17 protein-coding genes are annotated in these 11,681 nt (G+C 42.4%); 7 read left to right on the forward strand and 10 right to left on the reverse strand.

The features are described 5' to 3' along the window. Positions 1-505 precede the first annotated feature (505 nt). Positions 506-1,039: a transposase gene (locus IM509_RS10700; RefSeq protein ID WP_185236748.1), complete on the reverse strand. Its 534-nt coding sequence runs from the start codon at positions 1,037-1,039 to the stop codon at positions 506-508. Positions 1,040-1,280: 241 nt separating this feature from the next. Here IM509_RS10700 and IM509_RS10705 point away from each other — a divergent pair, with 241 nt between their 5' ends. Further along, a complete protein-coding gene (locus IM509_RS10705; protein WP_052278148.1) occupies positions 1,281-1,535 on the forward strand; it encodes an antitoxin family protein in 255 nt (84 codons plus the stop codon). Beyond that, positions 1,531-1,902, forward strand: coding sequence for a PIN domain-containing protein (locus tag IM509_RS10710; RefSeq protein ID WP_185236750.1), 372 nt, complete (start codon positions 1,531-1,533; stop codon positions 1,900-1,902). The genes IM509_RS10705 and IM509_RS10710 overlap by 5 nt, the downstream gene beginning before the upstream one ends. Positions 1,903-2,090: 188 nt before the next feature. On the opposite strand, the gene IM509_RS10715 is transcribed toward IM509_RS10710, so the two are convergent. The 3 genes from IM509_RS10715 to IM509_RS10725 form a co-directional block, all read right to left on the reverse strand. After that, positions 2,091-2,273: a hypothetical protein gene (locus tag IM509_RS10715; RefSeq protein ID WP_052278149.1), complete on the reverse strand. Its 183-nt coding sequence runs from the start codon at positions 2,271-2,273 to the stop codon at positions 2,091-2,093. A 161-nt stretch (positions 2,274-2,434) separates the two neighbouring features. Next, positions 2,435-2,647, reverse strand: coding sequence for a type II toxin-antitoxin system HicA family toxin (locus IM509_RS10720; protein WP_002732521.1), 213 nt, complete (start codon positions 2,645-2,647; stop codon positions 2,435-2,437). After that, the gene (locus IM509_RS10725; protein WP_002740526.1) at positions 2,640-2,846 is read right to left on the reverse strand and encodes a type II toxin-antitoxin system HicB family antitoxin; all 207 of its coding nucleotides are present in this window, start codon (positions 2,844-2,846) and stop codon (positions 2,640-2,642) included. The genes IM509_RS10720 and IM509_RS10725 overlap by 8 nt, the downstream gene beginning before the upstream one ends. Before the next feature lie 224 nt (positions 2,847-3,070). On the opposite strand from IM509_RS10725, the gene IM509_RS10730 reads away from it, so the two are divergent. Beyond that, positions 3,071-3,316: a DUF1902 domain-containing protein gene (locus tag IM509_RS10730; RefSeq protein WP_012267127.1), complete on the forward strand. Its 246-nt coding sequence runs from the start codon at positions 3,071-3,073 to the stop codon at positions 3,314-3,316. Positions 3,317-3,559: 243 nt separating this feature from the next. Here IM509_RS10730 and IM509_RS10735 read toward each other — a convergent pair whose 3' ends face one another. Together IM509_RS10735 and IM509_RS10740 are read right to left on the reverse strand one after the other, a co-directional pair. Then, positions 3,560-3,847, reverse strand: coding sequence for a DUF433 domain-containing protein (locus IM509_RS10735; protein ID WP_052278150.1), 288 nt, complete (start codon positions 3,845-3,847; stop codon positions 3,560-3,562). Between the two features lie 125 nt (positions 3,848-3,972). Beyond that, positions 3,973-4,185, reverse strand: a complete 213-nt coding sequence (locus IM509_RS10740; RefSeq protein WP_128575308.1) for a hypothetical protein — start codon at positions 4,183-4,185, stop codon at positions 3,973-3,975. Between the two features lie 177 nt (positions 4,186-4,362). Here IM509_RS10740 and ureA point away from each other — a divergent pair, with 177 nt between their 5' ends. From ureA to IM509_RS10755, 3 genes are all read left to right on the forward strand, one after another. Then, positions 4,363-4,665 (forward strand): urease subunit gamma, encoded by a 303-nt coding sequence (ureA, locus tag IM509_RS10745; RefSeq protein WP_052278151.1) that lies wholly within the window; start codon positions 4,363-4,365, stop codon positions 4,663-4,665. Positions 4,666-4,684: 19 nt separating this feature from the next. Further along, complete coding sequence (locus tag IM509_RS10750; RefSeq protein ID WP_185236747.1) at positions 4,685-5,011, forward strand: urease subunit beta; 327 nt, start codon at positions 4,685-4,687, stop codon at positions 5,009-5,011. A gap of 65 nt (positions 5,012-5,076) precedes the next feature. Then, positions 5,077-5,964 carry an S-methyl-5'-thioadenosine phosphorylase gene (locus IM509_RS10755; protein WP_052278152.1) on the forward strand — a complete coding sequence of 296 codons (888 nt, stop codon included), beginning with the start codon at positions 5,077-5,079 and terminating at the stop codon, positions 5,962-5,964. A 140-nt stretch (positions 5,965-6,104) separates the two neighbouring features. On the opposite strand, the gene IM509_RS10760 is transcribed toward IM509_RS10755, so the two are convergent. The 3 genes from IM509_RS10760 to IM509_RS10770 all read right to left on the reverse strand — a co-directional run bounded on the left by IM509_RS10760 (position 6,105) and on the right by IM509_RS10770 (position 9,211). Then, positions 6,105-7,061: an RNA polymerase sigma factor, RpoD/SigA family gene (locus tag IM509_RS10760; RefSeq protein WP_002766753.1), complete on the reverse strand. Its 957-nt coding sequence runs from the start codon at positions 7,059-7,061 to the stop codon at positions 6,105-6,107. Positions 7,062-7,608: 547 nt separating this feature from the next. Beyond that, positions 7,609-7,908 carry a 2Fe-2S iron-sulfur cluster-binding protein gene (locus tag IM509_RS10765; RefSeq protein ID WP_002766752.1) on the reverse strand — a complete coding sequence of 100 codons (300 nt, stop codon included), beginning with the start codon at positions 7,906-7,908 and terminating at the stop codon, positions 7,609-7,611. 43 nt (positions 7,909-7,951) lie between these two features. Beyond that, positions 7,952-9,211, reverse strand: coding sequence for a phosphopantothenoylcysteine decarboxylase domain-containing protein (locus IM509_RS10770; protein ID WP_052278574.1), 1,260 nt, complete (start codon positions 9,209-9,211; stop codon positions 7,952-7,954). A 267-nt stretch (positions 9,212-9,478) separates the two neighbouring features. Between IM509_RS10770 and IM509_RS10775 the strand changes: the two genes are divergently transcribed. Then, complete coding sequence (locus tag IM509_RS10775; RefSeq protein WP_052278575.1) at positions 9,479-10,420, forward strand: DUF1517 domain-containing protein; 942 nt, start codon at positions 9,479-9,481, stop codon at positions 10,418-10,420. An 82-nt stretch (positions 10,421-10,502) separates the two neighbouring features. Here the strand turns inward: IM509_RS10775 and IM509_RS10780 are convergent, their stop codons facing one another. After that, complete coding sequence (locus tag IM509_RS10780; protein ID WP_002761306.1) at positions 10,503-11,453, reverse strand: NAD-dependent epimerase/dehydratase family protein; 951 nt, start codon at positions 11,451-11,453, stop codon at positions 10,503-10,505. Between the last annotated feature and the right edge of the window lie 228 nt (positions 11,454-11,681).

Raw genomic sequence — 11,681 nt, forward strand, 5'->3', positions numbered from 1 at the left:
CAGTGATAGATTATGCACGAATGCTTCGCCCGTACAGGGATTTAATGAGGAGATTATCATAATTGTATCACAGGGATGATAGGCTAAGGTTATTGTCTGGGGTAGGGGCGAAGCATTCGGATATAAAATCTAGGGTTTCAGCGATAGATTATGCACGAATGCTTCGCCCGTACAGGGATTGAATGGGGAGATTATCGTAATTTTATCACAGGGATAATAGGCGAAGGTTATTGTCTGGGGTAGGGGCGAAGCATTCGGATATAAAATCTAGGGTTTCAGTGATAGATTATGCACGAATGCTTCGCCCGTACAGGGATTTAATGGGGAGATTATCAGAATTGTATCACAGGGATAATAGGCGAAGGTTATTAGTTTATTGCCCGGGGTAGGGGCGAAGCATTCGGATAAGAAATTTATGGTTTCAGCGATATGTTATTGCCCGAATGCTTCGCCCCTACAGGTTATTCGTCCCCGCAGGTTATTCGTCCCCACAGGTTATTTGCCCCTACATTGGTTTGAATTTATTAAGATTGTTCTCGTCTTGTTCCCAATTTCGCGGATTGTCAAGAATGTATTGCCGGATTTTTTGATAAGAATCTTCATTGCGAATGATATGTTCATAATAATTGCGCTGCCAAACTTTGAGGCGATCGCCACATAAACGATTAATTTTACGAGTAGAAATTGATTTAAAATTCTGCACAATAGCCCCCAAAGATTCCGGCATTGTACCGTGAGGATATTGCGAATCGTGTGCAGCCTTTTCCAGAGCTTGATTTTGTATTACTATAATTCCATGAATATGATTGGGCATGACAATAAAAGCATCTAGTTCAATAAACTTAAAATGTAGAGGCAGTCTATACCATACTGCTTCAACAGTATCACCAAGTAAATTTCGCTCCATATTTCCTTCAACAATTTCGCCAAATAAATACTGCTTCTGATAAGAACAAATTGTTATATAATAAGCTCCATTAAGTCTATAATCATAGCCTTTCAAGCGAATAGATTGTCGATATTTTTTCAGTTCATTCATGGCATGGCGGATGGGAGATTGATGGGTAGGGGCGAAGCATTCGGATAAAAAATCTAGGATTTCAGTGATAGATTATGCACGAATGCTTCGCCCGTACAGGGATTGAATGGGTAGATTATCAGAATTGTATCACAGGGATGATAGCCGAAAAAAATCCTAGTCAATCAAACAATCAAAAAAATCATAATTTAGACACAATCATCGGTTAAAATAATAGTAATTTAGAATTAAGGATTGAGTTATGCCGCAACAAACCTGTGAAGCCGTCTTTGAAAATGGCGTTTTACGTCCTCTTGGTAATCTCCAACTCAATGAAGGACAGTGCGTTAAACTCACTATAGAATCGAATTCAATTTCCCAGGTTACTTGTCAAAAATGGTCAGAAACGGGTATAATCGCCCAGTTAACAGCAAATCCGATTAAAATTGAAGACTTCCATCCTCTTACCAGAGAAGAAGCGAATGAACGCTGGTTAATCTCAACCCTTCTTTATTGATTCTAATATTTGGCTGTATCGCTTCATTGTTAATTGTAGCGATCCTAATGCCATCCCTAAGCAACAAATAGCGACAAATATTACGAATCAAGGAAACTTGATAATTAGTACACAAGTTGTTAATGAGGTTTGCTCAAATTTAATCCGCAAAGCAGGGTTTAATAATTTACAGATTCAAAATCTACTTGAAGAATTTACCCAAGGGTGTGAAATCTTACCTGTCTCCCTCGAAACCCTTGAGTATGCCGTGAAATTACGAGATCGCTATTTAATTTCATTTTGGGATAGCCTGATTGTTGCTAGTGCAGTTTTAGGCGATGCAACTATTCTCTACTCAGAAGATATGCAAGATGGTTTAATTAAGTAGTCATGCAAAATTAATTACCTGCCCGATCGAGCTAAAACCCTTACGGGGCAATGATCGTCATGTGTAAATAATTTTGCCTAGGTACTTATCAATAATAGCTTACAGGTTATCAATCCCTTTAAAGATTTAAACTCTTAAAAAGATCATTGACGAGAACTATAGCGTTTGTTATAAAAATGAAATGTAAACTAATCTCGAAAAACTGCTTTTTCAGCTTCTTCTAAATCGTCATCACTGATCACAACATCTTTCCATAAACCTTTAATTTGAGTCTTATTGCGAGAACCTTCAAGTTGATGAATGACCGTTTTTTTTAAGGCTTCTAATTCTTCCTGAATGACTTGAATCCGAAGTAGAACATATTGACTCATGGCAAATAATACCCTTACTCTTTGATTTGATTTTTTAATACTGCATATTTTCTTGTATCACAGGGATGATAGCCGAGAGAAATCCTAGTCAGTCAAATTATCAAAAAAATCATAATTTAGACAGGATTGGGTGCGTTGTTCGTTCATGGGTTGAGATTGTTTTATAAAAGTTTTTTAAATTCTTCAATAGTTAATCCCGAACCTTTAATAATTGTTCCCATTGTATAGGCATTAATTGGATTAGCCCTTGGAATAGTGAGAATATGTTGTCCATCAGTCATGGTAATATGTTTTCCCTGTCGAACAATCTGAAATCCTGCTTTTTCAAAGGCTTTAATTGCTCGTTGATGATTAATTCCAGCAAGACTAGGCATGATTTAATTCAACTTCTACATAATAAGATTCGATCCCTTGATTTAATTCTGCAGCAACTTCTAAATAAGACTGAATTGCATCTTGAATATTATTGAGTGCTTCTTCTTTAGTTATCCCTTGAGAAGCACAGCCAGGTAAACTAGGACACCAAACGGCATATCCCTCTTCTGTTTGTTTGAGATTGACTTGATATTGCATATTTTATCATCCCGTACTTAATTGAAAATTAGGCAGCACCTAATGAGGGTTGGATAGGATTGGGTGCTTTGTTCATTAATGGCGTGGCGGTTAATTCAATTATAAGCGATTCATCGGCGATCATCAAAGGTTGGGGATTGGTAGTAGGGTTGTCAAAAAGGCGATCGCACTGTATAATCTTGATTAATATATAAGCTAATTCTACTCACTTGAACTAAATCATCATGAATCAAAAACCGTACCAAGTAGAAGCATTTTGGGATCGAGAGGCGCAAGTGTGGGTAGCAGAGAGTGAAGATATTCCGGGATTAGTCACCGAAGCTGATACCATCGAAGCTTTAACAGCTAAATTACGACAGATAATTCCAGAATTATTACAACTCAATCATCTAATTACCATTGAACCTCAAAAAGCGATAACTTTTGAACTAATTAGTCATCGTCAAGAATCAATTGAGTGCGCTGTTTAGATGGCTACTTCTTTAACACCTGCATTAAAAAAAATGCTCTCAGCAGCCAGATGTTATTTTGAACGTCAAGGGAAAGGAGATCATGAAATTTGGTATAGTCCTCTGACATAAAGAAGATTTGTAGTTGATAATAGTATTAAATCACGCCATACTGCTAATGCAGTTTTGAAACAAGCCGGATTATCTAAAGCCTTTTGAACGCTGTGGAATCTTCATCCATATATAAGCTAATTCTACTCATAATTAGGAAGGAGAATAATGTAATGCTTCAAGGCGATCTGCTTCCGCAGCTTCGTCTGCAATTTCTGATTCTATTGTTTCTTTATTAGTATGATAGTAAGTCAAAGCATCATAAACCTGTGCCAAAGATAGATGAGGAATTTCATCGGCAATCTCTTCAGGGCTATATCCTAATTTATACCAGATCACTATTCTTCGTACAGTAACAGCAGTTCCCGCAATAATAGGACAACCTCCATGAATTTTGGGATCGCTTTTTATAAAAGTGCCAATATTGATCTCTGTTAACATAACTTTCTCTGATTCATTTTCAACTAATTAAACTACATAGGATTCTATGCTTTTATCACCATTTTAGCATAGCCTAAACATTGGTCGGGGTAGGGGCGAAGCATTCGGATAGGAAATCTAGGATTTTAGCGATAGGTTATGCCCAAATGCTTCGCCCGTACAGTGATTTTCTGCAATTGAGGAATAACTGTTGCACAAGGCGGTTCAAAGTGTAATTCCAAAGCTTCTTGAAGATTTATTACTTTCTTCTGGTGTCCCCTAGGTCTGCATACTGTAATTCTTGGGCTGCCCATTTCTCCATTTTTTTTGCTCACCTCCACCTTGATTCCTTCTTTCAAAACTATACCTATCAATCGTTTCCCCTTTTTTTAAGTTTCTTCTCTTTTTGTTAAGAAAGATCTGACTAATGGATAGGAGGACCGGACATTCAAGATAAATTTTCACAACTCGATCGCTACAACTATCTGGCCAAGAACTACAATAACCCTAGCATCTGTGTAAAAAAAGGCCTATCTATGCAACTTTCGCCCCAAGAAAAAGATAAATTACTCATTTTCACGGCGGCACTGCTCGCCGAAAGACGCAAAAATCGCGGGATCAAGTTAAATTATCCCGAAGCGATCGCCTATATTAGCGCCGCCATGCTCGAGGGTGCCAGGGAAGGTCGTAGCGTGGCTGAATTGATGAGTTACGGCACTACTTTATTAACTCGCGAGGAGGTAATGGAAGGTATCCCGGAAATGATTACGGAAGTGCAGATCGAAGCGACTTTTCCCGATGGTACTAAATTAGTTACCGTTCACAATCCCATTCACTAACAGGAGATTTTTAGCAGTTATGATTCCGGGAGAAATTATCACACCATCCGGGGAGATCGAGATTAATGTCGGTCGCGACACCCTGCGTATTTCTGTGGCTAATACAGGCGATCGACCGATTCAAGTGGGTTCCCACTATCATTTTTATGAAGTTAATCAGGCCCTGGAGTTTCAGCGCAAATTAACCAAAGGAACCCATCTGAATATTCCCGCGGGTACATCAGTTCGATTTGAACCGGGAGACACGAAAGAGGTGGAATTAGTTACCATCGCGGGAACTGAAGAAATTTATGGCTTTAATGGTTTAATTAATGGTTCCCTCAAGGGCAAGAAAAAGAAAAAGTAAGGCCTTAACGGAATCGCTCAATTATGGTAAAATCAAGGCAACGATAACTAATTCTTTCCAAGACTATGACGACGGTAAAAATTGGCATCATTGGCGGCAGTGGTTTGTATAAAATGGATGCCCTCAAGGATGTGCGGGAAGTATCCCTCGATACTCCTTTTGGTTCTCCTTCCGATGCTTTAATTCTCGGGACTTTAGAGGGAACAGAAGTTGCCTTTTTAGCGCGTCATGGCAGAAGTCACCATTTTTTACCGACCGAATTACCCTTTCGAGCTAATATTCACGCTCTCAAACAATTAGGGGTTGAATATATTATTTCCGCTTCGGCAGTTGGTTCCCTCAAAGCCGAAGTTAAACCCCTAGATTTAGTCATTCCCGATCAATTTATTGACAGAACTAAAGAGAGAATAGCGACTTTTTTTGGGGAAGGAATTGTTGCCCACGTGGCCTTTGGTGATCCCGTTTGTCCCCAATTAGCCAACATTTTAGGGGATGCCGTCGCCAGTTTAAACCTACCGGAAGTTACCTTGCATCGCGGCGGTACATACCTCTGTATGGAGGGGCCGGCTTTTTCTACTAAAGCGGAATCAAATCTCTATAGAAGTTGGGGGGCAACCGTCATCGGTATGACTAATTTAACTGAGGCAAAATTAGCCCGAGAAGCGGAAATTGCCTACGCTACCTTAGCTCTAGTTACCGATTACGATTGTTGGCATCCCGATCACGATCATGTCACGGTAGAAATGGTGATCGAAAATCTACACCATAACGCTATTAATGCCCAAAAAGTGATCCAGGAAACGGTGCGCCGTCTGGTAGCTAATCCTCCCGTTTCTGCCGCTCATTCTGCCCTTAAATACGCTATTCTTACCCGTCTAGATTCTGTTCCCGTCGCCACTAAAGAAAAATTAGCTCTCTTTCTGAAAAAATATCTTGAAGAAGTAGAGAAATAGCTGAGAAAAGTCGCCGTTAACGGAGGCAGGGGGCGGTCGGCAGAGGCCAAAAGGCAGACTTCGGCGTGAGCTTTTGTCGAACGCTTTATTCTCCCCACACCCCACACCCTGCCCCCACGAAAAACTTTTTGCCGCAGACCCTAGCTAGCTAGATATTCTCTAATGTTGGCCTTGCGTTTTCTTAATTTAGCGATCGCTTCTCGTTCGATCTGACGCACGCGTTCACGACTGATATTGAGTCGAACGCCAATTTTTGCTAGGGTGAGGGGCTGCCCATTATCTAAACCAAAACGCAGACAAATCACTTCTTTTTGTTGAGGAGTGAGGTCTGCCATCAGTTTTTCCAAATCCACTTGGAGGGAAGAATAGGCAGTGTAATCTTCGGGGGAAAGTCCCGTATCTTCCAAGAGTTCCCCTAATTCCGTGTCTTGATTGTCCCCCACCTTTAAGTCAAGGGAAAGGGGTTGACGGGACCTTTCCAAGTAGTCTCGCACCTGTTTGGGAGTTAGGTCTAATTCCTCGGCTAATTCGGCAATGGTGGCAGCGCGACCTTTATCTTGAGCTAGTTGACGCTGGGCTTTTTTGATTTTATTCAGTTTTTCGGTGATGTGGATGGGCAGACGGATGGTGCGACTTTTTTCTGCGATCGCCCGGGTGATAGCTTGGCGAATCCACCAATAGGCATAGGTGGAAAAGCGATAGCCTTTGGTGGGATCGAATTTTTCCACACCTCTTTGCATCCCAATGGTTCCCTCTTGGATGAGGTCTAATAGATCTAGATTGCGTTTTAGGTATTTTTTGGCGACGGAAACCACTAGACGCAGGTTCGCTTCTACCATCTTGCGTTTGGCGAAATCCCCTGCCCCTAATTCTCGACGCAGTTGTTCTTCACTAATTTCCGCCGCTTCTGACCACTGGCGATCGCTGGGATCGCTGCCGAGTTTAGCCCTTAGGGATTCTTTGATTTTTTCCAGAAAAATTAATCTTTGTACCTGTTTTGCGTAGAGAATTTCTTCTTCATGGCTGAGAAGGGGAACTCGGCCAATTTCTCTGAGATAGGCGCGAACTGGATCGGTGTGGTTTTTCGAGGTTTTCATGAGTGCGCGTCGGTTGAGGGTTGATATTCAGGGATTGATGGCGTTTTTCCGATTGCTTCCCCAGGGGCAGTTAAGGAGATGCTATCAGGGTTTCTTCTCGTTTTGTAAAGAGACAAGTAAGTGGTTACTCAAGGATAGAGAGAAATCCAATTGAGGATTTAATTGCCTCTATAGTTCTTTTTTTGGCTATATATAGATTTTATGGGCATAAATGGCGAGTAGTGACAAGCTTGTTTATTTAACTAATATTACAACAATTATTAAATAATGTAAAGTTTATGAGAAAAAAGAATATCCCTCTCAGGAACGCACCGATGAAGAGTAGGTTTGAGTATCCCTACTCATAGATTACCCAGAGGTTTCCAATCAGGATGCAATCTAGATGACAAAATGAGCAATTTGCTCCCCCCACCGATCGCAGAGCGATCGGTGAGGGGAGCAGGGAGTAGTCATACTAAATCCGTTGAGCAATTTTCGCCGGTATTGAACCCCTCAATGGTTCCGCTCCCCGCACTTTCCCCACCGGTGCGTTGCTGACGCTTAAGTGCTATTTTGGTTTAGTTTGGACGCTAATCGGACCATTAACCATGGTTTGACAGGCTAAACGATAATTTTCGGGTTTTTTCTTCAGACAGCGCTGCTCAAAGTCGGTTTTGGCTGAGAGATTTTCCAGACCCTCGACAATTGCCACTATACAAGTACCACACTGACCGTAACCGCCACAATTCATCAATTTACCGCCAAAAGTGTAGATATCAACGCCATTCTGGATTGCTTTCTCTCGTAAATTCGCCCCATCTGCCGCTACCACGATCTTATTCTCTTTGACGAAGTTGATGTTACCCATGACTGTCTTACCCTAAATTTTTGCAAATTAATATTAAAAAATATTAAATTTTTTTGATTGTAACATTTTTGGCTCGCTGTTCTAAATATTCGGCGATGGCAATAGCGATCGCTTTTTTACCGATAAATTTCCCCAATGCCGCTTTTGTGACCAAATAAGCCACCTGTTCCCCTTGATCGCCCTTTTCCTCGCCCCGATTAGCAATAACAGCCTGATAGCCCTTTTCTAGGCGTTTACGGGCGATTTCCAGTAACTCCTCCTGACTAACTCCCTCCTGATACTTGAAAGTCACCATCTCTAAATCGGGAAATTTTTCTCTCACCTTGTCAATCACTTTTTCCGTCGGCACAAAATTAAGATTTAACTGCCCACCACTGGGAATCTTAGCAGAAAAAGGACTTTCTAAGCGATAATCTGCCACTGCTGCCGAGAAAATCCCAAATTTATAATCTTTACTCTCTAATTCTCCCATAACCTTCCCTAGATACTCGTCATAAGTTTCAATAATTTCGTGGGGTAAATAAGCGGGGGGTGTATAGCTGCCGCGTCCGTGGATTAACTGCACCTTTGCCCCGCGCAGGTATAATTCTTCTGCAATAGCGACTCCTAACTGTCCGGTAAAACGATTGGTTAAACGACGGATATTATCGATAATCACGGGTGTGGGTCCACCAGTGACTAAAATCGGCATATTTTTCAGCACAGAATTACTGAGAATCCCACAGGCTGCCACGGTAATCTCTTTTTCCCCGGGGAGATTGTGCTTACCGTAATCATCCCGGGGTGGCATAATCTCGACTCCCCAGCGATCGAGAGTTTGCAAAGATTCGGTCAGAATAGCATTATGTAAACTGCCGTGCATGGTGGGGACGAGCAGAATTTTAGTTTTTCCCTTTTCCTGTCGTCCTAAGGCCGAGGCCAAGCATGAAGTGATCACTCCGTCAGCGATTCCGTAACGAAACTTATTAATCGTGTTATAGGTAGCGGGGGCGACTAAATAAAGATCAAAGGGAGATTGATCGCTTAAATGTTCTGCTTTTGCCGTTAATTGACTAACTACGGGATTAACCGTACTCCATTCCAAAGCTTCCTTAGTGACGTATCTTAAAGCTTCTTCTGAGACAAAAGCCACGACTGTAGCCCCGAATTTCCGCAAAGATCGGGCAATTAGCGGCGCTTTCATGGCCGCAATCCCTCCCGTTACCAGTAAAGCAATACGTTTACCCCAGAGATGATGACTCTCTAAGGGTACTTCGCGATCGCCTAAGTCCGAATCCGTCGGAGAAGAGAAATTCCAAGTCATAAATTTGGGGAAATGGGGAAATGGGGAAATGGGGGAATGGGGACATGGGGAAATGGGGGAATGGGGACATGGGGACATGGGGGAATTCAACTAAAAAACCCCAAAACCCCAAAACCCTAAAATCTCAATACCCAACACCTTCTAACTGATAACTGATAACTGATCACTGATAACTGATCACTGATAACTGATTTGAAGATTTGTCTATCCCTGACCGAGAAACTGGTTATGCTAGTAAATAAAGGGTTGCTGTATTTCGGTGTTCTTATGATTGACAAAATTTTAACTAAAGTTCGATCGCTTGCCAAGCCGCTATTAGTTCTAGGATTAGTGACAACGCTGATTTTAGGTTCTATTCCCAGTGCTTTGGCGGCATCGGGGGGTAGAATGGGGGGCGGTAGTTTTCGCGCCCCTAGTCGCAGTATTAGCCCTTCTAGAGGTGGTGGTTACAGTTCCCCCGGTTACGGTGGGGGTATTGGTTTTCCCTTCCTCTTGCCCTTCTTTTGGGGTGGTGGTGGCGGTGGCTTAATTTCTCTGTTAATCTTTTTTGCTATTGCCAATTTCCTCGTTAATGCTTTCCGTAATGGTGGAGGCAGTGATGAAAACGGTATGGCTGTTGAACCGGGATATGAAACCGTCTCCGTGGCTAAAGTACAGGTGGGTTTGTTGGCTAATGCCCGTTATCTGCAACAAGAATTAAATCAAATCGCCCTAACAGTCGATACTAGCACCTCCGAGGGACGCGTCGAAGTCTTACAAGAATCGGCCCTGGCCCTGTTACGTCATCCGGAATACTGGGTTTATGGTAACGTCGATTGCCAACAAACCAGCCTCAGCAGTGCAGAAGCGAAGTTTAATCAGTGGTCTCTCAACGAACGCGGTAAACTAACGGCGGAAACCTTAACTAATTACAATAATCAACTGCGTCAAGGTTCTCAAGAAAATATTTTACCCGAATCGGCTGGGGAATTAGCTAAAAGCGCACCGGAAGGCTATATTTTGGTGACTATTTTAGCTGGCATCGTCGGTAAATTTTCCCTACCGAAAATTAATGATTCCCAAGACTTGAAACAGGCCCTGCAACAAATTGGTAGTATGGGAGGCGATCGACTTTTAGCGGTAGAAGTGATTTGGACTCCCCAAAGCGAGGGTGATATTCTCAGTCAAGACGACATTCTCGCCAATTATCCCGATCTGAAATTAGTGTAGTTTGTCGGGGGATAACCCTAGATATTGCCCAAAATCTCCCTGTAAAAGGGAGATTTTTTGATTATTAAGGATATTGCCGCCGTTAACAATATAATTCCTGAATCCACTGCCATTCTTGGGCTAATCCTTCGGCTAAAGAAACTTGGGGATTATAACCTAGAATAGTACGGGCTTTGGTGACATCGGCGGCGGTGTGACGGGCATCTCCTCGGGCGAGTCCTTGATGCGATCGCTCGATCGGTTTACCGATGACTTTTTCCATAGTATCCAAGACATCCAGCAAAACCACGCGACTACCACCACCAATATTAAACACCTCCCCCACCGCTTCCGGCACTACGGCAGCGGCTAAATTAGCGGCTACAGCATCGCTAATAAAGGTAAAATCGCGGGTTTGTTTGCCATCCCCGTAGATGCCGATGGCTTTATCTGCGATCGCTGATTGAAAAAACTTATGGAAAGCCATATCGGGACGTTGCCGCGGTCCATAAACGGTGAAATAACGCAAGGCAGTGACGGGAACGTTAAAATTCTGGTGATATAGCCAACAGAGTCTTTCTGCCGCTAATTTGGTGATGCCGTAGGGTGAAACTGGTTGGGGACAAAGGGTTTCGGGAGTCGGCATCGTTTCCGCATTGCCATACACCGAGGAAGTGGAAGCAAAAACCATCCGTTGTAAAGACGGGGTTTCCTTAGCGGCCTCAAGAATAATTTGAGTAGCATTTATATTCCTTTCGGTATATTGACGAAATCCATCACCCCAGCTTGCTCTGACTCCTGCTTGGGCTGCCTGATGGAATAATACTTCTACTCCTTGCAACAGTTGTCGCCAGTCGAGGGCTTGTATATCCGCTTCGATTAACTTAAATTCGGGATATTTGGCTAGAATATGGGCATTTTTGCGCTTTAAACTGGGGTCGTAATAATCGTTAAATTGATCGATCCCGATCACCTGATCTCCTTGTTCTAAAAGCTTTTCTGCCAAGTTAGAACCGATAAAACCCGCGACACCAGTAACAATATGAGTAGCCATTTAATCCTAGTCGTTGATATTTTGTATCGATTGTAAGCTAAGACGCATTTAAGTAGGGTTTGCGGCAAAAAGTTTTTCGTGGGGGCAGGGTGTGGGGTGTGGGGTGTAGGGTTTTACCCATTTTCAGACGGTCAATTACCTAATTTTCAGGGAAAAAGTCCAGGAATTTTCGCCCCGATCCCTCCAATGGCTGGCACTTTTTGAGGTCAAAAAAGTCTAAAAGTCTTA

The organism is Microcystis sp. M31BS1 (genome assembly GCF_020245285.1).
Taxonomy (GTDB): domain Bacteria; phylum Cyanobacteriota; class Cyanobacteriia; order Cyanobacteriales; family Microcystaceae; genus Microcystis; species Microcystis panniformis.